The 24,499-nt window shown below is 40.7% G+C and carries 24 protein-coding genes; 13 read left to right on the top strand and 11 right to left on the bottom strand.

Annotation, left to right across the window (positions count from 1 at the left end; translation table 11 throughout):
• Positions 1-12: 12 nt before the first annotated feature.
• The 5 genes from QUE46_RS08520 to bioA all read right to left on the bottom strand — a co-directional run bounded on the left by QUE46_RS08520 (position 13) and on the right by bioA (position 5,860).
• The gene (locus QUE46_RS08520) at positions 13-1,026 is read right to left on the bottom strand and encodes an ABC transporter ATP-binding protein (protein WP_286244414.1); all 1,014 of its coding nucleotides are present in this window, start codon (positions 1,024-1,026) and stop codon (positions 13-15) included.
• Between the two features lie 14 nt (positions 1,027-1,040).
• Complete coding sequence (locus QUE46_RS08515; protein ID WP_286244413.1) at positions 1,041-2,540, bottom strand: iron ABC transporter permease; 1,500 nt, start codon at positions 2,538-2,540, stop codon at positions 1,041-1,043.
• Entirely contained in the window at positions 2,541-3,581 is a 1,041-nt protein-coding gene (locus tag QUE46_RS08510; RefSeq protein ID WP_286244412.1) for an extracellular solute-binding protein, read from the bottom strand. It lies immediately after the preceding gene.
• Positions 3,582-4,394: a hypothetical protein gene (locus QUE46_RS08505; protein ID WP_286247711.1), complete on the bottom strand. Its 813-nt coding sequence runs from the start codon at positions 4,392-4,394 to the stop codon at positions 3,582-3,584.
• A gap of 164 nt (positions 4,395-4,558) precedes the next feature.
• Entirely contained in the window at positions 4,559-5,860 is a 1,302-nt protein-coding gene (gene bioA / locus QUE46_RS08500) for an adenosylmethionine--8-amino-7-oxononanoate transaminase (RefSeq protein ID WP_286244411.1), read from the bottom strand.
• 93 nt (positions 5,861-5,953) lie between these two features.
• On the opposite strand from bioA, the gene bioB reads away from it, so the two are divergent.
• The 6 genes from bioB to htpX all read left to right on the top strand — a co-directional run bounded on the left by bioB (position 5,954) and on the right by htpX (position 12,616).
• Positions 5,954-6,994, top strand: a complete 1,041-nt coding sequence (bioB, locus tag QUE46_RS08495) for a biotin synthase BioB (RefSeq protein ID WP_286244410.1) — start codon at positions 5,954-5,956, stop codon at positions 6,992-6,994.
• A gap of 11 nt (positions 6,995-7,005) precedes the next feature.
• Complete coding sequence (locus QUE46_RS08490; protein WP_286244409.1) at positions 7,006-8,163, top strand: 8-amino-7-oxononanoate synthase; 1,158 nt, start codon at positions 7,006-7,008, stop codon at positions 8,161-8,163.
• Positions 8,160-9,044, top strand: coding sequence for a methyltransferase domain-containing protein (locus QUE46_RS08485; RefSeq protein ID WP_286244408.1), 885 nt, complete (start codon positions 8,160-8,162; stop codon positions 9,042-9,044). Before QUE46_RS08490 ends, QUE46_RS08485 begins: the two co-directional genes overlap by 4 nt.
• 32 nt (positions 9,045-9,076) lie before the next feature.
• Complete coding sequence (bioD, locus tag QUE46_RS08480; protein ID WP_286244407.1) at positions 9,077-9,760, top strand: dethiobiotin synthase; 684 nt, start codon at positions 9,077-9,079, stop codon at positions 9,758-9,760.
• A gap of 190 nt (positions 9,761-9,950) precedes the next feature.
• A complete protein-coding gene (locus QUE46_RS08475) occupies positions 9,951-11,522 on the top strand; it encodes an FAD-dependent oxidoreductase (RefSeq protein ID WP_286244406.1) in 1,572 nt (523 codons plus the stop codon).
• 230 nt (positions 11,523-11,752) lie between these two features.
• A complete protein-coding gene (gene htpX / locus QUE46_RS08470; RefSeq protein ID WP_286244405.1) occupies positions 11,753-12,616 on the top strand; it encodes a protease HtpX in 864 nt (287 codons plus the stop codon).
• A gap of 65 nt (positions 12,617-12,681) precedes the next feature.
• Here htpX and gloA read toward each other — a convergent pair whose 3' ends face one another.
• Positions 12,682-13,209 (bottom strand): lactoylglutathione lyase, encoded by a 528-nt coding sequence (gene gloA / locus QUE46_RS08465; RefSeq protein WP_286244404.1) that lies wholly within the window; start codon positions 13,207-13,209, stop codon positions 12,682-12,684.
• Positions 13,210-13,393: 184 nt separating this feature from the next.
• Here gloA and QUE46_RS08460 point away from each other — a divergent pair, with 184 nt between their 5' ends.
• On the top strand, positions 13,394-13,903 hold the full coding sequence (locus QUE46_RS08460; protein WP_286244403.1) for a DUF421 domain-containing protein: 510 nt from the start codon (positions 13,394-13,396) through the stop codon (positions 13,901-13,903).
• A 65-nt stretch (positions 13,904-13,968) separates the two neighbouring features.
• Here the strand turns inward: QUE46_RS08460 and QUE46_RS08455 are convergent, their stop codons facing one another.
• The 3 genes from QUE46_RS08455 to QUE46_RS08445 all read right to left on the bottom strand — a co-directional run bounded on the left by QUE46_RS08455 (position 13,969) and on the right by QUE46_RS08445 (position 16,697).
• Positions 13,969-14,589 carry a trimeric intracellular cation channel family protein gene (locus tag QUE46_RS08455; RefSeq protein WP_286244402.1) on the bottom strand — a complete coding sequence of 207 codons (621 nt, stop codon included), beginning with the start codon at positions 14,587-14,589 and terminating at the stop codon, positions 13,969-13,971.
• A 241-nt stretch (positions 14,590-14,830) separates the two neighbouring features.
• On the bottom strand, positions 14,831-15,238 hold the full coding sequence (locus tag QUE46_RS08450) for a metalloregulator ArsR/SmtB family transcription factor (protein ID WP_286244401.1): 408 nt from the start codon (positions 15,236-15,238) through the stop codon (positions 14,831-14,833).
• A gap of 526 nt (positions 15,239-15,764) precedes the next feature.
• Positions 15,765-16,697 carry a permease gene (locus QUE46_RS08445; RefSeq protein ID WP_286244400.1) on the bottom strand — a complete coding sequence of 311 codons (933 nt, stop codon included), beginning with the start codon at positions 16,695-16,697 and terminating at the stop codon, positions 15,765-15,767.
• Between the two features lie 236 nt (positions 16,698-16,933).
• Between QUE46_RS08445 and QUE46_RS08440 the strand changes: the two genes are divergently transcribed.
• The 3 genes from QUE46_RS08440 (at position 16,934) to QUE46_RS08430 (ending at position 18,692) form a co-directional block, all read left to right on the top strand.
• The gene (locus tag QUE46_RS08440) at positions 16,934-17,542 is read left to right on the top strand and encodes a cold shock domain-containing protein (RefSeq protein ID WP_286244399.1); all 609 of its coding nucleotides are present in this window, start codon (positions 16,934-16,936) and stop codon (positions 17,540-17,542) included.
• Between the two features lie 274 nt (positions 17,543-17,816).
• Positions 17,817-18,230, top strand: a complete 414-nt coding sequence (locus QUE46_RS08435) for a hypothetical protein (RefSeq protein WP_286244398.1) — start codon at positions 17,817-17,819, stop codon at positions 18,228-18,230.
• Between the two features lie 105 nt (positions 18,231-18,335).
• Positions 18,336-18,692, top strand: coding sequence for a hypothetical protein (locus tag QUE46_RS08430; protein WP_286244397.1), 357 nt, complete (start codon positions 18,336-18,338; stop codon positions 18,690-18,692).
• 258 nt (positions 18,693-18,950) lie between these two features.
• Here the strand turns inward: QUE46_RS08430 and QUE46_RS08425 are convergent, their stop codons facing one another.
• Together QUE46_RS08425 and QUE46_RS08420 are read right to left on the bottom strand one after the other, a co-directional pair.
• Complete coding sequence (locus QUE46_RS08425; protein ID WP_286244396.1) at positions 18,951-19,553, bottom strand: thiamine biosynthesis protein ThiC; 603 nt, start codon at positions 19,551-19,553, stop codon at positions 18,951-18,953.
• A gap of 371 nt (positions 19,554-19,924) precedes the next feature.
• A complete protein-coding gene (locus QUE46_RS08420; RefSeq protein ID WP_286244395.1) occupies positions 19,925-20,626 on the bottom strand; it encodes a metal-dependent hydrolase in 702 nt (233 codons plus the stop codon).
• A 301-nt stretch (positions 20,627-20,927) separates the two neighbouring features.
• On the opposite strand from QUE46_RS08420, the gene QUE46_RS08415 reads away from it, so the two are divergent.
• The 3 genes from QUE46_RS08415 to QUE46_RS08405 are packed head-to-tail and all read left to right on the top strand — an operon-like array spanning position 20,928 to position 24,459.
• Positions 20,928-21,743 (top strand): ABC transporter ATP-binding protein, encoded by an 816-nt coding sequence (locus QUE46_RS08415; RefSeq protein WP_286244394.1) that lies wholly within the window; start codon positions 20,928-20,930, stop codon positions 21,741-21,743.
• Positions 21,743-23,191: a DUF3526 domain-containing protein gene (locus tag QUE46_RS08410; protein ID WP_286244393.1), complete on the top strand. Its 1,449-nt coding sequence runs from the start codon at positions 21,743-21,745 to the stop codon at positions 23,189-23,191. The genes QUE46_RS08415 and QUE46_RS08410 overlap by 1 nt, the downstream gene beginning before the upstream one ends.
• Positions 23,188-24,459, top strand: a complete 1,272-nt coding sequence (locus QUE46_RS08405; protein WP_286244392.1) for a DUF3526 domain-containing protein — start codon at positions 23,188-23,190, stop codon at positions 24,457-24,459. Before QUE46_RS08410 ends, QUE46_RS08405 begins: the two co-directional genes overlap by 4 nt.
• Positions 24,460-24,499: the final 40 nt, after the last annotated feature.

Raw genomic sequence — 24,499 nt, 5'->3', positions numbered from 1 at the left:
CTCATAATTTAATTATTGCTTTTTATACACAGCCAGCGGGTGAGTCGTCACAATAGATACATGAACGCTGTCGCCAGGATTAACCACAACCTCATGGCTTACACGGCTAGTAACTAGCGTATTACAGCTTAATTTAACCGCACATAAACGGCTGCCGCCTTCAAAGCGTACCCAAACAACTTCACCGTTAGGTTGATTTAAGTTTTGAATAAGCTGTACATCATCAGGGCGAAGCAACACATCAACCTCGCCACTGTCGCAGTCTATACCTTGCCCAGGTGCTACACCAATACTGGTTGTTGCTTGGCCATTTTCGAACTGCCCAGCAATAAAGCTTGCCTCACCTAAAAAACGCGCTACAAAGCGGTTGTTCGGCATGCTAAAGCAATGCTCAGGGCTGTCGAGTTGTTGTATTTTACCGTTTTGTAATACACCAACACGGTCACCTACTGAAAGCGCTTCTTCCTGGTCATGAGTTACCCACACTGCAGGCACTCCCGCTTCTTTTAGGGCATTTCTAATATCCCAGCGCAACATATCTTTTAATGCGGCATCAAGGTTGGAAAGTGGCTCATCCAGCAGCACAAAATCTGGCTGGTGGGCAAGTGTACGAGCAAGTGCTACACGCTGCTTTTGACCACCAGAAAGAGTAGCAGGCTTTTTTGCTCTAAAATCATTTAGACCAAGTAGTTTAATCCAATGATCGGCGATGGCGGTGTCTTTTAATCTAAAACAAATGTTTTGCTCAACCGTTAAGTGCGGAAACAATGCAAAATCTTGAAACACCATACCCACACTGCGTTTTTCAGGGGGCACATTACGCTTTGGCGTTGCACACCACTTACCTACGTTTATTTCACCCTCGCTAATGGGGATAAGCCCTGCAAGAGCTTGCAATATTGTACTTTTACCGCAGCCCGTAGGGCCTACTAGCATGAGAATTTCATTGTCACCTAACGATATATTTAAATCGCTTACTACACGGTTACTGCCGTAATCTATAGACAACTGGCTTACAGATAGCATTTGTTTTTAAATCCTCAATGTTCGAGTTGGTTACGTTTTTCGCCAGACATCATAATAGCTAAGCCACAGGCAGAAATCACCACTAACAATAAACCTGGTATTGCAGCGCGTCCAAAATAGCCGGCTTCGTACACACGCCATAAATAGGTAGAAAGTGTTTCAAATCCGGTTGGGCCTAAAAGCAGTGTTGCTTCAAGCTCTCGCATTGATTCTAAAAATACCAATGCAGCGCCGGCAATAATACCACGCATTGTTAGTGGCAAGGTAATACGGGTAAAGGCCTCACGTGGGCTTGCACCCAGTACACGTGCCGATTTAATTAAGCTTTGATCTAAATGCTCTGTACTGGTGCGAATAGAGCCAACGGCAAGGGGTAAAAATCGTAGCATGTAAGCAATAATCAGAAGCGCTAACGTTTGATACAAAAACGGGAGTTGCAAGCCGCCATATACCAACGCTGTGCCCATTACTATGCCAGGAATACCAAAACCAAAATAGGTAACACGCTCCATGATTCTACCGGCTTTTCCGCTTAATGCGGCATGAGCAACAGGCACTGCAACAATAACAGCAACAATGGCCGCAATGGCTGAGGCATACGCTGAATTCCAGGCAATGCTAAAGTCAAAGTTGCTGTAACCATCGCGTGCAAGCCATACAAAAAATATCGCCAGAGGTAAGCCAATAGCGAGTAATAAAATAGGGCCAAAGGCAGCAATCATCGCTGTTATTTGCCATTTATTAGGAAACAACACTAAGGGGCGTCCGTGGCGCTCACTCGCAGTTTTAATTTGTGATTCAACAAGTAATAAAAAGCCCACAATTACCATTAATTGTAAAGAGAGCATGGCAGCTCTGCCTAGTGCAAAGGCATTGTATTCAACATAAATAACACGGGTAAAGGTGTCTAGGCGCATCATGGCGGGAGTACCAAAATCCGAAAGGGTATAAAGCGCTACTAATAACGAGCCTGCTGCAATACCGTTTACAACACGAGGTAAAATCACTTTAAATACACTTTGTGTCATCGACATACCCAAAGTGCGTGCTGCGTTAACCATACTGGCATCTAAACTAAGCAGAGACGAGCGTGTGGTCATCATTACAAAAGGGAATGTATATAAGGTCATTACAATGGCGGCACCACTTAACCCGTACATGGGTGGGGTTTCAAAGCCTAGTAGGTTATTTATTTCACCACCTGGGCCAAACGCAGCATACAAAGTAAACGCGCCAATATAACTTGGAATGGCCAAAGGCGCTGCAAAAATCACTAGCCATATTTTTTTAAATGGTAAATGCACATAAGCACTTATAAAGGCCAGGGGTACCCCAATAAGAATTGAACCTAATACGGTTAAGCCCATTAGCGATAAAGTATTGCCGAGTATTTTTAAATTATGGCTATCAAAAAGGGTACTTGTGTCACTGGCTAAGGTAATTAAAATATAAACAGGGGTAATCGTAATGAGCGCTGCAAGCAGCGCCATTGGGTAAGAAGCAGGTAGTCGCATTTATAAAACGCCGTTGTTGCGCATTAAGTCTATGGTTGGGCGTAAATCCGCAAGTTGAGTTAAATCAACTTTTGGTGGAGAGATATCACTTAAAGAAGGCAAGCCTTCAGGCTGAGTAATGCCATTAACAAGCGGTATTTCGTATGCTTCGCGTGCTAAATAACCTTGCACTTCTTCGCTAAGTAAGTAACGCATAAAGTTAGTTGCAAGCGGGTCATCGTTTAGCGTTAGTATGCCAGAGGCATTAACTAAACAGCCTGCATCTTGTTCGGTAAAGGCTAAATCTAGTTTAGCATCGGGTTTACCTGATTTAAGACGCAGTGTGTAGTAGTGATTAGCAAAACCAATATCTACTTCACCGCGCTCTACTGCCATAACAACACCGAGTTCACCAGCGTAAGTTTTAGCACGTTTTTTAACTTTTTTAAGCCATTTAGCGGTTTTATCATCGCCTTCTAAAATTCGCATAGCCGTTACAAACGATTGGAAAGATGCATAAGCAGGCGCCCAACCAATTGATAAATCGCTATCGGCAATGTCCATAATGCTTGTTGGGATTTGATCTTTAGTTAACCGCGACGTGTTATACGGTAATGTACGAATACGGCCAGTTACAGGGGCCCATTGATCATATCTAAATTGCGGTTGTAACTGTGCAGATAAATCATTCGGTAGGGGCTTTGCAAGGCCTGCATCGGTTACTAAGCCGATAGCGCCTGAGTCAACCGCCCAAAATAAATCGGCGCGGCGTACACCTGCTTTTGCCTCTGCCACTATTGTATTAGCAAGCGCAGCAGTCGGGCCGCGGCGAATAGCTAAATTAAAATCAGGATTTTTTTTCTGAATGGCTTGTAATACATTTTCATACAAACCACCTTCGCCGCGGCCTAGGTATAAGGTTAAATCACCTTTAAGCTTTGGTAAATTATCAACAGACACTGGCTTTGCTATATCGGCAGCTAGCGCGCGAGAAAGGGGCAGTGGCAAAGCGCCAACAACCCCTAACGCAGCTAGGCCTTGTATAAAGGTCCTACGCTTCACTTAAAAAACATCCTTACGCGACTTCTCCGCTTTTTCTATTAGCGTTTTAGCGCGGTCTAATTTAGTGTGCATATCACTTACCACATCACGAACCTCATCAACGCTTTTAGCACTTTTGATTGTTTGCGGCAGTGTTACGTTAAAATCTTTTTCCAGTACTTCTACTAATTTTGCATCTTGTTCAATAAGTGTACCTTCCACGCCTTCAAAAAGGTGCAGGTAAGTGTCATGAACAATTTCAGTGGCTTCTTCGTTTAAGCGCTCTGCAAATTTAGCAACAACACGGTCAAGCTTATGCTTAATTTCGTCAATAGTGGCACTTTGCGTCATGCCTTCTGTTGCTGTGGCTTTAACAGTGTCTAGCAAGCCTTTTTGCTGGAATTTTGCGGCAAGCTTAACAGCACCAAGACCTTGCCACAAGGCTATGTTCATGGCTTTTTGCTGTTTGCGTACTTCTTCGGCAGGTTTATTGTTATCAATGGCCATTTTTACACCATAAATACCTTGCCATATTGATGCATAAACAGGTACGTAGTTTGTTTCAATCGCGCTATGAAACTTAACTGACTCCCAATATTCAATTAAATCATCACTTTTAACTGCTTTAGCGCCGCTTTTGCTGTAGTTGCTTACCATGGTATCTACTTTGCCAACCATCCATTCTACTTCTTCTGAATAGTCTTTAAGGTTTGCCTGTAAATGGTTTACATGCTCACCAATTGGGCCATTTGCAAGCGCCGGTTGTGTTACAAAAGCAGAAGCAAGTAATAAACTTGCGCCTAATGTTTTTACAGATTTAGAAAGGTGTTTCATAAGTAGAGAGTCCGAAAGGTAATTGTAAATGATAGACATTATCATATCCGTAATATTTACTAAAATCAATATATCAAAAGCACCTAAATAAAGCATAAAACTTGTTATAAATTAGGTAATAACAAGTAAATAGTTAGTATGCAAATGTTGTATGATTATGTATTTTAGCGGTAATGTTTACCTTTAATTGCGTTATAAATCGCATCGCACAAAGTTTTAATGCTTTTTTCGTCACTTATATACGGTGGCATGAGGTAAATAAGTTTACCAAACGGGCGTATCCATACCCCTTGCTTTACAAAAAAACGTTGTATTTTAGCTACATCAACGCTGCCTGCAGCATCGTTTAGCTCCACTACACCTATTGCGCCTAATGTGCGAACATCGGCTACGCCATCAAGTTCACTGCACTTATTGAGTTGTTGTAACTGGCCGTTTAGATCGCTAATACGTTGTTGCCAGTTTTGCGCTAGTAGCAAATCTATACTGGCGCACGCAACCGCACAGGCAAGCGGGTTGCCCATAAATGTAGGTCCGTGCATCAAAACACCTGCTTCGCCTTCGCTTATGCCTGTTGCAATTTTTTCACTGGTAAGTGTGGCTGAAAGCGTCATTGAGCCACCGGTAAGTGCTTTGCCAATACATAAAATATCCGGCTCAATGTCAGCGTGTTCAACAGCAAATAATTTACCCGTGCGGCCAAATCCTGTGGCTATTTCGTCGCAAATTAGCAATACATTATATTGGCTGCAAAGTTTGCGAACGCAAGCTAAGTAATCGGGGTGATAAAAGTTCATGCCACCGGCATTTTGGACAATAGGCTCAATAATAAAAGCGGCTACCTCGTGGTGGTGCGCTTCAAAGTAGTGCTCAAGTGTTTGGGCTTCTGCTTGGTTAAAATCGCCATCAAATTTACTCACAGGGGCGGGCACAAATAGATGCTCTGGTAAAAACCCCTTGTACAAACTGTGCATAGAATTAACGGGGTCGCACACGCTCATAGCAGCAAATGTATCACCATGATAACCCTTATACGGCGTCATTAATTTTTGTTTTGTGTTAATGCCTTGGCTTAGCCAATATTGCAGCGCCATTTTTATCGCTACTTCTACACTTACCGAGCCGCTATCGGCTAAAAACACCTTAGTTAAACTTTTGGGGGTAATTGTAATAAGCCTTTTACACAGCTCTACCGCGCTGTTATGGGTAATGCCGCCAAACATGACATGGCTCATGTTATTCATTTGTTCAACCATGGCGTTATTTAAAACCGGGTGATTATAGCCATGTATTGCACTCCACCATGAGGCCATGCCATCAATGAGTTGCTCACCGGTTTCTAGGTAAATTAAATTATGATTTGCATGAGTAACAGGGTAAACCGGAATAGGCTGTGTCATTGAAGTGTAAGGGTGCCAAATATGGTCACGATCAAAATCAAGGTCAATCGTTTGTTTTTTGTTCATATGTAAACTTTAACTTGGTTGGTTTCGTTGACAATGGTACTTCAAGACGTAGACTAATCCAACATCACCACTGAGAAAAAATAAGAGACTAATATGGAACATGCACCTGTTCGCCACGATTGGACCCACGCTCAAGTAAAGGCATTATTTGAAATGCCATTTAACGATTTACTCTTTAAAGCCGCGTCGGTTCACCGTGCTAATTTTAATCCTAACGAAGTACAAATATCTACTTTACTATCAATTAAAACAGGGGCTTGCCCAGAGGATTGCAAATACTGTCCGCAATCGGGGCATTATAAAACCGACCTAGAACGCGAGCGCCTGCTAGAAGTAGAAAAAGTGGTAGAGCAAGCACGCCTAGCTAAACAAAAAGGCGCAACCCGCTTTTGTATGGGGGCAGCATGGTCAGATCCTAAAGACAGAGACATGCCTTATATTTCTAAAATGGTAAAAGAAGTAAAAGAACTTGGCCTAGAAACCTGTATGACCCTTGGAAAACTCACCAACGAAAAAGCACATGAACTCAGTAATGCCGGCCTTGATTACTACAATCATAACCTCGACACTTCGCCTGAGTATTACGAGCAAATTATATCTACGCGCACCTTTGAAGACAGATTAAACACCATAGATCATGTGCGTGATGCGGGCATGAAAGTGTGTTCAGGCGGTATTGTAGGCATGGGCGAGCAAGCAAGCGACCGATACGGTTTACTAATGCAGCTAGCAAATTTACCACAACAACCTGAAAGCGTACCTATTAATATGCTGGTAAAAGTAAAAGGCACACCGCTTGAAAACGTAGACGATTTAGATCATTTTGAATTTATACGTACCATTGCAACAGCCCGCATTATGATGCCACACAGCTACGTGCGTTTATCGGCAGGGCGCAGCGCCATGAACGAGCAAATGCAATCTATGTGTTTTTTTGCAGGGGCTAACTCAATATTTTATGGTGATAAGCTACTCACTACCGAAAACCCAGAGGCCGATGCCGATATGAAGCTCATAAAAAAATTAGGTATGAACCCTGAAAAACACCAAGACTATTCAGACGAAGCCGTAGCCGCCTCGCTTTCATCACAAGTAGCTGATAAAGCAACGTCAGAACTGTTTTACGAAGCTTAAGTTTAACTTTTATGCCATTTGAATTTATAAATACGCATATTCAAGCGCGCCAGCAAGATGCGTTATTACGTAAACGCCATGTGGTGCAAAGCGCCACAGCACGTACTATTACGGTAAATAACACAACTTACCTTAATTTTGCCAGTAATGACTACTTAGGCTTTGGCGAGTACAAATTAAACCTTGAGCAAAGCCAAGCACTTGGTAGCCATAGCTCGCCATTAGTTACAGGTTATCAAGCGCAGCAACAACAGCTAGAACACTACCTATGTGAGCAACTTGGCTACGAGGCAGGTATGTTGTTTAACTCGGGATTTAGTGCAAATAGCAGTGTAATTAAAGCGCTGTTTCAAGACAAAGCCGCCGCGCAAAACAGTGCTATTTTTCAAGATAAGCTAAATCATGCCAGCTTAATTGATGGTGCAATGCACTCAAATGCCGCATTAGTGCGTTTTAATCATAACGATTTAAAGCATTTGCGTTCGCGGCTCGAAAAGTCAAAAGCCCACAATAAGCTTATTATTAGTGAAGGGGTGTTTTCGATGGATGGCGATATCGCCCCTTTAAAAGAGCTGCTTGCTTTGGCAAAAGAGCATAATGCCTGGCTTATGATTGACGATGCACATGGTTTTGGCGCACTAGGTAAAACCGGTTTAGGTAGCTGTGAGGCTTTGTTAGAAGAGGGATTTGCACTTCCCGATATACTGGTGATTACCTTTGGAAAAGCAGTAGCGAGTAGTGGCGCATGTGTATTGGCAAATAACCAATTTATTAATTACATGCTACAGTTTAACCGCGACTACACGTATTCAACCGCAATGTCGCCGCTTATTGCAGCGCTTACGTTATCGCGTTTAAAAGCGGTTAAATCAGCCAACGATAAACGCCAGCAGCTTAGTAGTAATATTGCTTTTTTTAAGCAGCTTTGTAAAAAACACGCCATTGCTGTAATGGAGTCAAGCACTGCCATTCAGCCCATTGTACTTGGTTGCGCTGAGCAAACGCTTAAAGCCGCTGAGCAACTAAAAAAGCAGGGTATTTGGTTAACCGCTATTCGCCCACCCACGGTAGCGCATAATACCGCACGGCTACGTGTTACTTTAACCGCGGCGCATACCCATACAGATATAAGTAAACTTGTTGAACAGCTAAAAGGCGCTATAGCATGAGAGCGCAGGCCTTAGCTCATACCCACAATAAGCCGGTTTTAGATAAAAAACCGGTGCTTTCGCCAATAAATAGTGTACCGCAACACAGTGAGCAAGTATGCCCTCGTTCAGCGCTTAAAAAAGGAGCATGCAATAAGTTTTCTAAAGCGGCTGATAATTACAACAACCATGCAAACGTACAAAAACTCGCAGCACGTGACCTATTTAAATTAATAAACATTCATCCACAAGACCAAAATAAACTGTGTGTAGATTTAGGGGCTGGGCCATTGGTTAATACTTCACGGCTAAACGAACAATACGGCCATGTAATCGCTATAGATTTAAGTTTAAACATGCTTAAAAGTTCGCTATTAACTACCCCCAAAATTTGTGCGGATATGGATAACCTGCCGCTACAAGCAAACAGTATTGATACCGTATTTAGTAACTTTGCAGTGCAGTGGTCGGCTAATTTTGAAAAATTAATGCAGGCGCTTTATAAAAGCTTAAAGCCAGGAGGGCAAGCCTATATAAGTACCGTAGTGGCGGGTTCGCTTAATGAAATACAAACTGCATTTGCAGCGCTTGATAACCGCAGCCATATAAATACTTTTAATACACACGAACATATAAACCAGTCGGTCCAAAAAGCGGGGTTTAGTATTAATAGCTCGCAAAAAGTAATGTATACCGATTGTTATTCAAGCCCGTTACAAGCTATTAAATCTATTAAAGCCATTGGTGCTACAACGCAAAACCATGCTAATTCACGACAAGGGTTATTAACTAAATTGGCTCTGCAAAAAGTGTGTAATGCATATCCGCTATTAAACAATCAAGCGTGTGTGTCGTACCATGTGGTATTATTATCCTTAAAAAAACCGATTACCAAAACATAAGTAGCCAGGTTAAAATTAATCAAGGCAGTAAAATGAAAGAATTTTTTATTACCGGAACCGACACCGACGCCGGAAAAACCCACGTTACGAGTTTGCTATTAAAGCTGCTTGCCCAACATAAAAAAAATGCGATTGGCTTTAAGCCACTGGCCGCAGGCTGCGAAATGGCGTTTGATCAGCTAGTAAATGCCGATGCACTTATGCTGATGGAAAGCGCCACGGTAAGTGCCAAATACGATGTAATAAACCCCTTTGCTTTTGCGCCGCCCATTGCACCGCATATCGCCGCAGAGCAAGTAGGGATAACCATTACGCTTGATAAACTAAGCGCAGCGTACTCCACCCTTAAACAACAAGGAGCCGATTACCACCTAACCGAAGGTGCTGGTGGCTGGGCACTGCCAATAAATAATACCGATTATTTATACGACTGGGTTAAGGCCGAGCAACTACCCGTAATTTTAGTAGTAGGCATGAAACTAGGCTGCTTAAACCATGCTTTACTCACCGCTGCCCATATGCAGAGTTTAGGCATTAACTGCGTAGGCTGGATTGCCAACCAAGTAGACCCAAATATGGACGAATACCAAGCTAACCTTGATTCATTAAAAGCACGCTTGCCATTTCCTATTTTGGCTATAAGTCCATACAGCGAGCAAACCCCTAAACTGCAAATATACAAAACCTTACTTAATACCCTCAATATACAAAGCTAACTGTGGCTGCTTTGTGTTTTTATACCAATCCGCATAATTAAGTGATCTATTTTGAGGATGGGTATTAAATACAAAGCAGTTTTTATATTAAATACATGAGCTTATTAATTGTATTTACGCCTTGAAAATATCACCCTTAGTACACATATTAGAAGCTAAAGCTATCGCTACCAAGGAAAAACCCCGCTACATGACGCACCCATATATTAATCGCTTTAATCAAACTACACAGGTAACGGGTGAAACCGAGGTAAAGCCAAGTACTCAGCATAAAACCCATGTAGGTATTTTAGGTGGCGGCACAGCAGGGGCAACAATAGCTATACGATTAGCAGCGCTAGGCATTCAAACCACTATTTTTGAGCAAAAAACCTCACTGATAGATGGCCCACCCATGTGCCATTTGCATGCCGGTGGTAATTTATACCGCGAAATACCGGACGAAGACTGCATAGATTTACTCAAACAATGTATTGATATTGTTCGCTTATACCCATACACCATAGACGTGCGTCCAACCGTGTTTGCAGTGCCAACACGCGATAACGACTTACCTGAAGACTTACTACCACGCCTAGATAAGCTTACCCAAGTATATAAAGCGTTAGTCGCGCAAGACAGCAATAACGAGGTACTTGGCGAGCCCGACAATTACTACCAGCTATATAGTTATGAGCAAATGCTAGCGCTGAATAAAAAAGAACAGGTTGCTGAGCCTAAAACATTAGATGAGTGGATGATCCCCGTTGCTAAGCACTTAAATTTGAACAAAGTAAAATACCCGCTAATTGTTGCACAAGAATACGGTTGGAATATTTTTAGATTATCGGCCAGCGCCCAACTTGCCCTTGCCCAGTACGAACACGCTAATGTACTTACCAGCACAGAGGTAAAGCAGGTTAGCCAAATTGAGCAAACCAGTGCCAATAATCAACCGCCAACCTGGAAAATTGAATACCAAAGTGTTCAAAGTAACGCCATACAAACAATAGAAGTTGACTACCTAATAAATGCCTGCGGCTTTCAAACCGGTATTGTAGACGATATGGTAGGGGTTGATGCAAAACGTATGGTTGAATTTAAAGCTTCATACATTACTCATTGGCAGGGCGCTGGTGGGCAAATACCGGAAATTATTATTTATGGTAACCGTGGTACTCCAGAGGGCATGGCACAGCTAACGCCTTATCCTAATGGCTATTATCAAATTCATGGTATGACTAACTCAATTACCTTGTTTAACGATGGTTTAGCCGATACCAACGAGCAAAGTGCACAGCCGCAATTGCCAGCTAAATATTTAAATTACATAAACAATGGGTGGGATCAGCAGGTATTACTTGAGCGTAGTCAAAAAGCCATTGATTATGTAGCTGAGTTTGTTCCGGCATTTAAAAGTGCCAACACGCAAAACAATGCTTTATTTGGTGGCCAGCAAATCCCAGGCGAAGATGACACCTTGCGCGTTGCAGATGTTAGTTTATATTCGCATATTAGCTACGCACGAGCCGAAAACGTAAAAGCGTCATCCACCTTAATCGCAGCCGATGAAATAGTGGCTGAATTTACTAAACTTGGCTTAATAAGCAACGATACGCACATTAATCAGCACCGTACTCATCACCAGTGGACATATCTTGCCAAGCACAACCATGACGATATAACCAAGGTGGCACAATTACTTGCAAAAGAGCGTGGTTTTCCTACAGATATGGCAACGGTTAATAATTGCATTAAAAGTAATGGAAAACCCTGCAACTAGTTGTTTTTATAAGCGTAACTAGATTTAATAACCTTGTTACGCCACGCTTTAGTGCCTTTTTAAACGCCACTCAAAAATTTATTAGTAAACTCACAAATAACCCTTGCGTTATGACATAGTTTGTCACAGAATAACACCAGCGCTTTGACATAGTGTGTCAAAGCGTGGTGATTGCTTTAACCTAATTTAATTTTATGTTCGGTGATCAAACCTATTTTTGTGAGGACAATATGAAACGTATATTTTTGTTTTTATTAACTAACCTAGCGGTTATGTTGGTATTAGGTGTAGTGCTTTCAATAATAATGAGCGCGCTGGGTTTAAGCCATCGTAGCCTTGGCGGGATATTACTTATAGCCTCTGTATTTGGCTTTGGTGGTTCGTTTATTTCGTTATTTATGTCTAAGTGGATTGCTAAAAAATCAACGGGCGCACAGGTGATTACTCAACCACGCAATGAAACCGAGCACTGGCTTGTACAAACCGTATCGGCTCAAGCACAAAAAGCAGGTATAAAAATGCCTGAAGTAGCAATTTACGACAGCCCAGAAATGAACGCCTTTGCAACCGGCCCAAGTAAAAACAAATCACTGGTGGCGGTAAGCACTGGTTTATTACATAACATGAATCAAGACCAAGCCGAGGCCGTACTTGCCCACGAAGTATCGCACGTAGCTAACGGCGATATGGTAACGCTTACGCTAATACAAGGCGTGGTAAATACCTTTGTAATATTTGCCGCAAAAGTACTGGCAGGCATAGTTGATAACTTTTTAAATGGCGATGAAGAAGAGGGCGGTAGTAGCTGGTCTTACTTTTTATTCGACATGCTATTCCAAGTGGTATTTGGTGTGCTTGCAAGCATAGTGGTAGCAAGTTACAGCCGTAAGCGTGAATTTGCAGCCGACAGCGGCGCAGCTAAATTGGTAGGTGCAGACAAAATGCGTTCAGCCCTTGAGCGATTAAAGCAAAACCACCCATCGCAATTACAAGGCTCTATGATGGCCTTTGGTATAGCAAGTGGTAAAGGTATGGCTGAGCTGTTTTCATCTCACCCACCGCTTGATGCCCGAATAGACGCCCTGCGTAAATAAGCTAACCCTTATTCAAAAACACAAAAGCCAGCGTAAAAGCTGGCTTTTTAGTATGTGGGCGCTGGTTATTTATCAAAAATAATATCAGTAATGCCCTCTGGTGAGAGTATTTCAATCCAGTAGCCGTCTGGGTCTTTTATAAAGGCTAAGCCCTTCATTGAGCCATCGTCTGGCTTTTTAACAAACTCTACATCGTACTTTTCAAAACGCTCACTGGCTGCGTATACATCGGGTACGCTAATACCAATGTGACCAAAGCCTTTAGGCTCTTGGTTACCGCTGTGGTAACCCTCAAAGCTATCGTCGTCTTCTGTGCCCCAGTTATGGGTAAGCTCTATTAAAGCAGGGCGACCAAATACCCATTTAGCTTTTGTTTTATCATCACCTTCTGGCTGCTCTGGCTCGTAGCCTAAAAAGTACAACGTAAACTTCATTTCAGGAAAGTCATACTTACCTAATAGCTTCATACCTAATACATTTTGATAAAATTCGAGCGACGGCTTGGGATCTTTAATACGCAACATAGTTTGTTGCATCACATAGCCTTTAGTGGCCTGTTCAATTTGCTCTGGAGATTCGTTATAGCTAGACATGGTAATCCTTTGTATAAATTAAGAAGCGAAAACTTAGATATAATGCTTAAACCAACATAATCAACCGTTGTTTAAATTTAAACTGCTTTAACTGACTACTGCCAGTTTTATTCATACAGTTTTAATTTGTAGGCATGTACGGTTTAATTAAAGGCTATACCTAAATTAATTACAGGGAGTGACTATGTTTTTTGATGATATGCAGGGTTTACTACGCGTACTTATTATTGGTGTACTGAGTTATATCGTGCTGGTGTTTTGGCTGCGTGTATCGGGTAAGCGTACGCTATCTAAATGGAACGTGTTCGACTTTATAGTCACCATTGCGCTGGGCTCTATTTTAGCCTCGGTGATCATTACAAAAAGTGTCGCGCTGCTAGAGGGCATGCTCGCGTTTATTGTGTTAATAGGGCTGCAATATGTTATTACGTGGCTAAGTGTGCGCTCATCTAAATTTGCTTCGCTTATAAAAGCAGAGCCTACGCTATTGCTGAGTAATGGTGAATACTGCACGGCGGCACTTAAATCGCAGCGGGTAACTAAATCAGAAATTCGCGCCGCCATTCGTGGCGCGGGTATATTAGCCATAGAAGATGTAGCCGCCGTAGTGCTAGAAACCGACGGCAGTTTTAGCGTACTTAAGCAAAATAATAGCAACTTAAAAACCGCGCTGAGCGATGTAAGTGGGCATTAAAGTAATGCATTACAAAATACACAAGGCGGGCTTTTTACCTTGCCTTAATTTTATTAAAGCCTACGTTATTTAGCGTGCTGCTCTAATAAACTAAAGGTAGGTAAGCGCCATTTAAAGCGTATTGACGCCATACGTATTAAATAGCCTGCAACAAGGCTTACAATAATGCTGATGTTGTCATCAATATTGTAATGGTGCAGCGCTAAATATAAGCAAGCAACCAGTAACGATACACTCGCGTATAGCTCGTTATGTAATACAAGCGGCGCTTGGCGACATATTAAATCTCGCAGTAAGCCACCAAAAACACCGGTTACAACTGCAGCCACTGCACAAATACCATAATGCAGCCCCATATTTAGCCCAACTTGGCAACCAATAATACTAAATGCCGCAAGGCCCAGCGCATCTAAGCGCATAAAAATGCCTTTAAATTTAACCACCCACTTAGCAAGCCAGGTAGTCACAATGCCTGCTACGCAAGTAATTAATAAATACTCTGGGTGCTGAACCCAGGTAAGTGGGTAATTGCCTAGTAAAATATCGCGCACGCTGCCACCCCCAATTGCCGTAGCACTGGCAACCAGTACAACACCAAACCAATCCATTTTCATTCTACCTGCGCTAAGTGCGCCGGTCATGGCTTCTGCGGTAATACCAATAATATAAACAACGGTTAGTAACATGCGATAATCACTTGAAATCTGTGCGTAAAAATAAGGTGAGGATTGTATAGATAAATTAAGAAAATAACGAATGAAAAATCACACTAAAAATGCTTAATTCAGATAGAAATATCTAATAGATAAATGCTGTGTAAACAAGCTGTTAAGCTAATCGGTTAAGTAAAGTTAACAGTGGTAGAGCAAAGGACAAATGGCCGCCACGTATCAAAATAAATGGCATTAAATTCATCTAATACATAATTTATTTTGTTGATGTTTCAGCTTTTAATGCCGCTAACCACTGTTCACTATTGGCGCCAATAACACACTCTCCATTTACACGCATTGATAAACGCATCATGCAGCGAGTTGTAACATCAGAAAACGTTTCTTTAGGTAAAAACTTTACAGAGTTTACTAAAGCTTGGCAGTGCGGGGCGCTTTGCTCTTTAAGTGTATAGTAAACCCACTTTCCTTTTTTTTCTAAAGTAAGTAAACCTGCTTTATGAAGCATTTTAAGATTTCGAGAAACGTTATATTGGGTATCACCAATAATATCCATTGCTTCAGCAACATTAATACGTTGGCCAGCATCAACAACTAACCAAAATAATCTTAAACGGGTAGGATCTGATAACGCCTTAAGCGCATCAATATACATTTCATCCATTATGTACCTTCTTGATAATAATAAAATACCATAAAAATTCACGAACGGATTATACCAGAGCCTAAATAAAACTTCCTCAAAACTAACAGACGCTAAGCCTATGCTGTAAAATTTTACGTCATCAAAAAATAGTAAGCACCACTTAAAAGTGGTGCTTACTAGGGCGTGTTGACCTTTGCGGATTGAAATTTATTCAATCTAGGGGCGATTAAATCGCGGCACGAGGTTTGTAACCTAGTGGGCTCGATAACTGCTCCTGCGTTATTCTAATGACTTACATCGATGTAAGAATAAGTAAAAAACCGAGTAAAGCTTCCGCATCCTGCTCACGCCCCTTACCTACATCCATGTAGACAACAAAGAGTTTATCGCCCCTAGGCAGAACCCGAAGGGCAGCGCATGTTTGGCATTTATGCTGCGTTATCGCCTATTTATGGGGAGTAACCACACTTCATAGGCTCTGCCTTGCCTAAAAACCAAACATACTGCTGCAAATTCAACCATCAAAGAACAACACGCCATTACATTAAATAATGTATTGAAAAATGACACCGCCTGTTACTGCAGTAGTTAAAATAATTAATACAAATGCTAATACAGCCTTTCTTTTTAATACCGAAGAAACTAAAGCAATTTCAGGTAAACTCGCACCTGTACCACCAATAATAAGTGCTAAAGCAGGACCCATACCCATACCTTTTAAAATCAGCACATTTAAAAGCGGGATAGCCATTTCTATTCTCAAATAAAGCGGAATACCAATAAGCGCAGCAATAATAATGGAACTTAAATCTCCGCCACCTATGTATTTTTCAACTAATTCAGCTGGTAAATATGCTGCCGACAAACCACTAATTAATGCACCTAACAACACATACGGAATAATTCTTTTAAATAAAGATACAGCAAATTTTAAAACATTTTTAAACTTATCAGAATTCGTAGTGTGCAATATTGCGGCACTATCTGTACTGCAGTTTGAACTGCAGCTTTTGCCGTTTGTAGCCAGCTCTAATTCATCACGACGTCTTACTTCATTTTTCCAAGGTGATTTAGATATTAGCCATCCACCTATAACAGCAGCACTAAAGGTTAGTGCTAAATATATAGCAGTCACTTTAAAACCAAATGCAGCATATATCATTGCAAGTACAATAAAGTTACATAAAGGGGCTGAAATTAAAAAGCTTAAAATAGTACCTAGCGATGTACCCATAGTAGCCATGCCCATGGTTACAGGCACTACAGCAGCGCTACAAAAAGGGGTTAACATACCAAAACTAGCTCCTAACAGTGAGCCCCACTTATCATGCTTTGTTAATTTAGCTTGAAGTGTGTCCTGCGGCACAAACTCTCTGATCAATCCTGTCAAAATTGAAACAGCAGCAATAATTAATATTAAGCCTCCACCAACATGAATAAATTCATCCAGTGCAACCATCATTTTATCTGTATTCACAATAACCTCTAATGTATATAACCAAGTTTGAGGTCGCAATATAATCACATATGCACAAATGTGCAAGTGTGCTTTTGTGTTTTTTATAAAAATAAAAGCCTGTTTTTAAAATCTACATTAATAGCAGTAGCTTATAACCTAATAAAAAGGATGGTGTTAAATTGGGAACGTGTGCTAATGTTAAGCAAGGATTAATAAAACTGGCTAAAAGAAGCTACTTAAAGGTAAGAATAAAAATGAACAAAGGATTGTTAAAAGCGTGGAATGACGAAAAGGGCTTTGGTTTTATTAAATCAGACACCCAAGCGCACGACACCTTTATACACATTTCAGCGCTCAAACACATGAGCCGCAAGCCCAAAGTGGGCGACACTATTTATTTTGAAGTAGCTAAACAGCCCGATGGTAAATCAAAAGCCGTTAATTGCCGCATAGAAGGCGTAGCTGCGCTTAAAGTTACACATAAAAAATCAAACCATCATCGTTTTGCGAAATCTAATTTTACCGACAGCTTTTTAGGCAAAGTCGTCTCAATGAGTATTATTGCCGTGCTTGGCTTTATCGCAGTAAATAAATACAACCATTATAAAAGTAACGAGCAATTTAATAGCCAAACACCTGTTATTACCAACGCCGATTTAGCCAGCTTTGATGATCAATATCCAAAAATCGTGATCCCTCAAAACTCACAAAACTTTACCTGCGACGGCAGGCAGCACTGTAGCCAAATGACTTCACGTGCAGAGGCGGTATTTTTTATAAATAACTGCCCAAATACAAAAATGGATGGCGATAGAGATGGTGACCCGTGTGAGAACGATACCAGGTTCCAAGATGAGTGGTAATTTAATAAATCAGTTAGTTAAGGTTAGGGTTTAACAAAATAGAATTAATTAGTGGCTGGGTATAAATAAAGTTATTTACAATTATTCCCATAACATTATTAAAAGTCGTTTTGGGGTTAAATAACAAAGGCTAATGAGTAGCAATTGTTATTGTCTGATTATAAGCGAGTTGTTTGGTGTGATTTACAAGCAACGTAATATACGACGTTTTGGGGTGTTATAATCCCCCAAAGTGGGTTTCAATAAGCTGTTATATGCAAAGGAATCTCCAGAAATGCATGCGCTCGAAAAATTAGCGGAGAGAAACCGCCAACATAATAAAATAAAAAAGGATGAAAAATTCTTAACGTATTTTGTTTTGTTAGGCTTATTGCCTTTCTACGCAGATCTCATTTATTCTAAATTTGTTGTTGGTTTAGAGTTTCCTGAAAGCTTTGGGTATTTTCTGCTATCACTGGCTGGGAATTGTATATTCGCTTTTCCTGTTTTAGGTATGGGGAGTCTTTTACTTTTTCCTCGATTACTGAAATTGTTTACTTTAATTGGTATTCAAACTTGGTTTGCATATTTTTGGGTGTTCCATGACTTAACTTGGGTTGGCTTTTTCCCTTTAGTAATTGTGTATATAACTTTTCATATACAATTACCAAAAATAAAGCAACGTGCCGCAGAAGAAGATGGTATATAAAAAGCTAATAAATAAGGATAAAAAACAGTTGGCTGTTTTCGTTCTTCAACATTTTAGCCAACAATTTTTAGCCTGTTATTCGGGCGTTAATTTGCACAGGGATATATGAATACGCCTCAAATTTCATTGGAACATGGATATACCATTTTGCTACTTGTTGGTAGTTCTATGCTTATTTTTTTATTAGCTGTACAAAGATTCGTTGTAGGATTTAAAGCTTTGAATCATTTTTGGTTAGCAGATAGCACTGCTAAAGAATTGTCATATTTTAAATTTCTAATCAGTGTATTTTCTAGTTCATTATTTGATAGCAATATGAATACGCAACGTTTACTAGCTATTGCTAAGCTCAAATCTAGTTTACGTTTATTTTTACTCGCGTTTTTTATTTTATTATTTAGTCGTAATGGTGGTTTTGAGTTTGTTGAAAGCTTAATTACAGCGATGAGTAATGAAAATTAACAAGGCACCATTAGAAAAAGCCAATTCAGTCAAAGAGAGCGTCTAATCATATAAATTTTGATTCAATCTATTAGCCCTCTAAAAGCGCAGCGCCTCATAGCCTCTTTGTGAGTTAGTATTTAGGTTACTAAGAGGGAGCAAAATTGGAATGCGCAAAGAGTATACTTCAAGCGTAAAACATCGGCGAATTAGCACTCTAATACACGCCGATGTTTATAACTTATCTAAATAAGCACATTACTTATAAGGTATTAAGCCTTAGTCCGCTTTACGGTTAAGGCTAAATAAACAGATTGCTAAAAGTAATGTTGCAATCATGCCTGATGCGCCAGCAACACCTGACGGCAAGAATCCATCACGGCCAAAGGTAATTAAAATAGCATTGGCAAGCACTGCAACTGCGCCTGCTAGGGCTGTAAGACTACCTATGGCTTTGCCACCTTTAGCAATAAAAGACAGACCAAATACAACTGCTGCCAAGCCTAATAATAATTTAGCTGCGTAATAAATCATGAATGACAAAGAAACTACGCCGCCAATTAAAGGCTGTGCGCCTTCTACTGTGCCTGCAACTTTACCAAATGTAGAAAACAACGTAAGGCCAACGCTTACTTGTACTATGTTAAGTACTGCACTAAACGCGATAGCCGACCAGCCTAGCTGAGCATTTTTTGCTTGCACCATAGCAGAGCCTGCAAAAGCAACAAGTAAAGTAAATACCAGTGCTTCTAACCCCCAAGCAACCTGCCTTGAAAAACTAATTTCAGCACTGTAAAGCGCTGAATAAATACCCTGTGATATTGCGAGCACTAACAATAAAGATGCTGTAATTAGGGTGGTGCGTTTATGTGTAAATTCCATTATGGACCTCTTATAATTTTATATTTAACGCTTTTAAAGTTGCAGTAGTTTTGCACACATCAAACCGTTGAAACTTTTATATAAATATTGAAACTATAAGACAGGCAAAGCGATTTAAAAATTTCACTAAAACCAATAAAAATAATAATTAATTACAAATAGGCGCAAGCTTTGGCTTTATTATTAAACTTAAACGAGCAAAGACGCATTGATTTAAGCTGTTAAACCTTTAAAAGCGCAGCGCCTTTTACCCTCTTTGTGAATTAATTTTTAAATTACTAAGAGGGCATTTAGATGCATTTACACATTTGGCATAAGCGACTTTACAAAAGCCGCTTACTTTAGTTGGGCAAGGCTGTAAAAGGACTTCATTAAGATAAAAGCCTAAAATCAGACCAATCACTTAATGCGGTAAGTGTTTGCTCGATAGGCGGGGCTACATAAATTAAACCTGCAATGGCAATAACCGATGCCAACGTAATTAATTTATTGTCGAAGTCGGCAATTTTAAGCGCAGTGCCAAAAGAGCGTTTAATAGTGACATTATTTAAATCGACACTGTAAAGTTCATCGAGTAATAAGTGAATTAACCCGCCGAGTAAAATAAACCCACCAGTTAACCAGGCAAAAGTAGCGGCTTGTGCGGTTGTTTGCTCGTTTAATTGCCATGTTACTTGCGTTGTTAAAAGCGCGCATAGCAGTAAAAATAGTAAAGAGTGGCAACTGCCTCTATGTACGGTTATCCATTCAAAAATGGGTCTAACAATGTATTTCATGAATCCGTACACTAACAGCGGCACTACAATTAATTCAATAAAACTAATTGTAATAATAAGCTCGGTGGTTATGTAATGCAGCACCAGTAATACAGCGCTCAGTGCAAATAAGTTAAAAATAGTGTCGAGTGATGTGGAGTTATCTGAGTCTATGTCGGGTAATAAGCCGCCAATTGAGCCTAAAAACCATAACCAAAGTGCACCGTTTAAATCAATATGGCCTGCAGATAATAAAGTGGCTGAGCCCAAACCTGTAATGATGACTGCAGTATTAAGATGAGTATTGAAATTTGCCATTGTATCTCTTGGTAAAAAAGTAGGTTGGCATTCTATCAATTGAAAACTTAATTGTTCAATTTACTTTAAAGTTAAGATATGAATAACTTATTTTTTTAATAGTACATAACATGTTAGGAGTGATTTTAGTCTTAATGGTGATTAAAATGCAATCGACAAAGCCGTTGGATAATCAAGGTGGTAACACTATTAAAATTCCTGCATCATTTGTTAATTATGCATATGTTATAGTATTGCATTTGGGGTTTGATATGGTATAACATTCGTTGCATTCTAATTTGCCCTTATATAGAGTTTGAATGTGACTACACCTACTGCAATTAATCAAACATCACCAATAGAATCTCAACGTCCTGAAAATATCAGCAATTCTGAATTAACTAATGCTCAAAGCCCTAACAGCGAAGCCATTATTGAAGTTAATTCGTTAAGTTTTAGTATTAAAAACAACGCTATTTTAAAAAATTTAAACTTTACTGTGGGCTCGGGCGAAATTTACGCGTTACTTGGCGGTAACGGTGCAGGTAAATCAACTACGTTAAAAACGTTATTGGGTTTTAATAAACCAACGCAAGGCTCGGTAAAAGTAGCGGGTAAAGAGGTAACACAAGCACTTGATTTTGTACGCGGAAAAACAGCGTATTTACCAGAGTCGGCAACGTTATACCCGCATTTAACCGCCCGCGAAAACGTGGAATATTTTTTATCACTTGCTGATATAAAAAAAACAGATGATCAAATTAATGCCGCATTTAACCGCGTAGCCTTGCAAGAAGGTGCGTGGGAGCGTCCTATGCAAACGTATTCTAAAGGCATGAGACAAAAAACCGCAATTGCATTAGCCATTTTACGCGAAGCCCCTATATTTTTACTTGATGAACCTACATCGGGCCTTGACCCAGTTGCCATAGATGAGTTTAACCAATTAGTACGCGAGCTTGCATTAACGGGTGCGACTATTTTAATGGTAACTCATGATGTATATGGCGCGTGCCAAGTAGCTAATCGTATTGGCCTACTTAGAGCCGGTGAGCTGGTGGGCGAATTTGACGCGCCTGAAAACGGCCGCATTGATACCGAACAAGTACACGCAGCCTTTGCGCAAAGAGGCGCGTAATGAGTATAAATAACTTTTCAAAAGTGGTTATAGTTGCCAAAGATGAATGGCGCTATTGGCTACGCTCAAAACTAGCAATGACCGTTTTAGCGATTGGTTTATTGCTGACGCTTTCATCGGTAGTGGTGACTGCCATTACAATGCATGAACTTAGCCACGATCGCCATGAACTGCAAGCAAATGCTGAGCAAAGCTTTGTTGATCAACCCGATCGCCACCCACACAGAATGGTGCATTATGGGCATTATGCTTTTAGAACGCCAACCCCACTTAGCACGCTCGACCCAGGTATAGATGCCTACACAGGTAACTCAATATTTTTAGAAGGGCATAGGCAAAATAGTGCCATGTTTGCTGAACAGCGCCAAGGTACAGCGCTGACTAAATTAGGTAGCTTAACACCTGCATTTATAGTGCAAACATTAGCGCCGTTACTGCTTATATTAATTGGTTACAGCTCTATTAGCCGTGAGCGTGAATCGCAAACGCTTTCGTACTTATTAGCACAAGGCACCAAAGGCAGCACGCTTATTGCCGGTAAAGGGTTGGCGCTGCTTTCGGTTGTGGGCTTAATTATTACGCCGTTGGCGATATCGGCATTATTGACGGTGTCAGCAGGGGAGAGCCTACTAGCCGTTGTAAGTTTTGTTCTAGGTTACGTTTTATATTTAACCGTGTGGGTATTACTTATTTTACTCGCATCGAGCGTATTTAATAAAAACAGTGGTAGCTTTACGGCACTTGCGTTTGTATGGATTTTACTATGTATTGTTATGCCGCGTGTAGCAAGTACCAGTGCTTCTACTGCTGTGCCATCTGCCGGTAAAATAGAAACCGACTTTGCTGTTAAAGCTGAGCTTAGAAAATTAGGTGATGGCCATAACACAAACGACCCTGCATTTAAGCAATTTAAACAATCACTCCTTAAAAAGTACAACGTAAATAGTATTGATGAGCTGCCGATAAACTTTAGAGGGTTAGTAGCCAGTGAGTCAGAAGCTAAACAAGCCAAAGTACTAAACCAATTTGCTGAGCAACGTATGCAAGCCGAACTTAAGCAAACGCAGGTATCGCGTTACTTTGGTTGGGTATCTCCTATGGTGGCTATTCGATCGCTATCTATGATTGTGGTGGGCACCAGCATAGAAACCCATCATCGTTTTTTACGCGAAACCGAACAGCTTCGCTTTGATTTTGTGCAAGGGCTTAACAAAGTTCATATTGAAGTACTTGATTACCAAGACGACATGAACCGCAACGCCAATGCGGCCGCTACTAAAAAAGCACGTGTAAGTGCAAAAAACTGGCAAGTACTGCAAGACTTTAATTTTAATGTAGACAGTGCAGATGTTCGCGCACAAAGAAGTGTACCTGCGTTTTTACAGTTATTACTGTGGATTGTAGTACTAGTAGGCGGTATTAAATTTGTAGGAAAACGTTTGATATGAGTTATTTAATTACACAACTTACGCGTGAATGGGGCTTTTTATTGCGCCAAAAATACCTAGTGGTATTACTACTGTGTAGCTTTATTTTATCAGGTTTTGCTATTTACAGCGGGCTAAGCGAAGTAAGCGCACAGCAACAAACAATAGAGCGCTTAAAAGTAGCAGATCAAAGCGACCGCGCTAAAGTACAGCAAAAGCAAAGTGATGCAGGCATGTTAGCGTATTACAGCTTTCATTTAACGTACTCGCAGCCATCTAACCTGGCATTTGCAGCCTTAGGTGAGCGCGATATATTCCCGTGGAAACACCGCATTAATTTATTAGCACTTGAGGGGCAAATTTATGAAAGCGATGCACAAAATGCCGAGCTGGCCCAAGCAGGTAAAATAGATTTTGTGTTTGTAATTAGTGCGCTAGCGCCATTAGTTATTATATTGCTGTTTCATGATTTATTTGCAAATGAGCGTACCAGCGGCAGACACGATTTACTCGTTACTACGGCTAAATCGTACTTTGCGTTATGGGGCGCACGTATCACCGTGAGGTTTGTAGCGGTAATTGTGTGTTTAATGCTGCCATTTTTTGTAGGTGCAGTTATAGCAGGTGCAAGCGGGTTTGAAGTGGCGTATGTATCGCTGCTGTGTATTGCCTATTTAGGATTTTGGACTGCACTTAGTGTGTGGTGGGGTAAAAATGCAACCAGCGCGCCGCGTGTTGCCTCTGGCTTAATTGGTTTATGGGTGTTGTTTGCTTTTATTATTCCTATTTTAGGCGACCTTGCTATCAATAAATCTGTGCATTCGCCTAAAGGGGGCGACATTATGCTTACCCAACGTGAAGCCGTAAATGATGCATGGGATTTACCTAAATCAGCCACTATGCAGCCTTTTGTTAAAGAGTTTCCTGAGTTTGCGCCTTACATAGATATGAGTAGTGAGTTTGAGTGGAAGTGGTATTACGCATTTCAACAAATGGGCGATTTAAAAGCAGCAGAGCTTTCAAAGGCCTACCGCGATGCAGCCGCTAAAAAATACGAGTTAGCGGGTTTTGTATCTTGGATTTCGCCACCGCTTTTATTGCAGCGCAACCTTACGCGAGCAGCTAATACCGATTCGATTGCCGCTTACCAGTATGAGCAGCAAATTAGAGATTATCATAAGCAATTACGCGAGTTTTATTACCCGTGGCTATTTTACAAAGGCGACCCCACTAAAGCAGCCCTTGAAAACATGCCACGCTTTGAAAGCACCACTCAAAGCAGCAACTAAAAATACAGCGCTAAACGTATCTGTTTAGCGCTATATAAAT

Origin of the sequence: Pseudoalteromonas sp. MM1, assembly GCF_030296835.1 — a bacterium.
In the GTDB taxonomy this organism is placed as follows: domain Bacteria; phylum Pseudomonadota; class Gammaproteobacteria; order Enterobacterales; family Alteromonadaceae; genus Pseudoalteromonas.
Note: the sequence above shows the minus strand (reverse complement) of the source record. Positions and strands in the feature narration are given on the sequence as shown.

What these genes read in the sequence shown, in the direction of transcription:
- QUE46_RS08520 (WP_286244414.1), bottom strand. Translation starts at nt 1,026, where the DNA reads ATGCTATCTGTAAGCCAGTTGTCTATAGATTACGGCAGTAACCGTGTA.
- QUE46_RS08515 (WP_286244413.1), bottom strand. Translation starts at nt 2,540, where the DNA reads ATGCGACTACCTGCTTCTTACCCAATGGCGCTGCTTGCAGCGCTCATT.
- QUE46_RS08505 (WP_286247711.1), bottom strand. Translation starts at nt 4,394, where the DNA reads ATGAAACACCTTTCTAAATCTGTAAAAACATTAGGCGCAAGTTTATTA.
- bioA (WP_286244411.1), bottom strand. Translation starts at nt 5,860, where the DNA reads ATGAACAAAAAACAAACGATTGACCTTGATTTTGATCGTGACCATATT.
- bioB (WP_286244410.1), top strand. Translation starts at nt 5,954, where the DNA reads ATGGAACATGCACCTGTTCGCCACGATTGGACCCACGCTCAAGTAAAG.
- QUE46_RS08490 (WP_286244409.1), top strand. Translation starts at nt 7,006, where the DNA reads ATGCCATTTGAATTTATAAATACGCATATTCAAGCGCGCCAGCAAGAT.
- QUE46_RS08485 (WP_286244408.1), top strand. Translation starts at nt 8,160, where the DNA reads ATGAGAGCGCAGGCCTTAGCTCATACCCACAATAAGCCGGTTTTAGAT.
- bioD (WP_286244407.1), top strand. Translation starts at nt 9,077, where the DNA reads ATGAAAGAATTTTTTATTACCGGAACCGACACCGACGCCGGAAAAACC.
- QUE46_RS08475 (WP_286244406.1), top strand. Translation starts at nt 9,951, where the DNA reads ATGACGCACCCATATATTAATCGCTTTAATCAAACTACACAGGTAACG.
- htpX (WP_286244405.1), top strand. Translation starts at nt 11,753, where the DNA reads ATGAAACGTATATTTTTGTTTTTATTAACTAACCTAGCGGTTATGTTG.
- gloA (WP_286244404.1), bottom strand. Translation starts at nt 13,209, where the DNA reads ATGTCTAGCTATAACGAATCTCCAGAGCAAATTGAACAGGCCACTAAA.
- QUE46_RS08460 (WP_286244403.1), top strand. Translation starts at nt 13,394, where the DNA reads ATGTTTTTTGATGATATGCAGGGTTTACTACGCGTACTTATTATTGGT.
- QUE46_RS08455 (WP_286244402.1), bottom strand. Translation starts at nt 14,589, where the DNA reads ATGTTACTAACCGTTGTTTATATTATTGGTATTACCGCAGAAGCCATG.
- QUE46_RS08450 (WP_286244401.1), bottom strand. Translation starts at nt 15,238, where the DNA reads ATGGATGAAATGTATATTGATGCGCTTAAGGCGTTATCAGATCCTACC.
- QUE46_RS08440 (WP_286244399.1), top strand. Translation starts at nt 16,934, where the DNA reads ATGAACAAAGGATTGTTAAAAGCGTGGAATGACGAAAAGGGCTTTGGT.
- QUE46_RS08435 (WP_286244398.1), top strand. Translation starts at nt 17,817, where the DNA reads ATGCATGCGCTCGAAAAATTAGCGGAGAGAAACCGCCAACATAATAAA.
- QUE46_RS08430 (WP_286244397.1), top strand. Translation starts at nt 18,336, where the DNA reads ATGAATACGCCTCAAATTTCATTGGAACATGGATATACCATTTTGCTA.
- QUE46_RS08425 (WP_286244396.1), bottom strand. Translation starts at nt 19,553, where the DNA reads ATGGAATTTACACATAAACGCACCACCCTAATTACAGCATCTTTATTG.
- QUE46_RS08420 (WP_286244395.1), bottom strand. Translation starts at nt 20,626, where the DNA reads ATGGCAAATTTCAATACTCATCTTAATACTGCAGTCATCATTACAGGT.
- QUE46_RS08410 (WP_286244393.1), top strand. Translation starts at nt 21,743, where the DNA reads ATGAGTATAAATAACTTTTCAAAAGTGGTTATAGTTGCCAAAGATGAA.
- QUE46_RS08405 (WP_286244392.1), top strand. Translation starts at nt 23,188, where the DNA reads ATGAGTTATTTAATTACACAACTTACGCGTGAATGGGGCTTTTTATTG.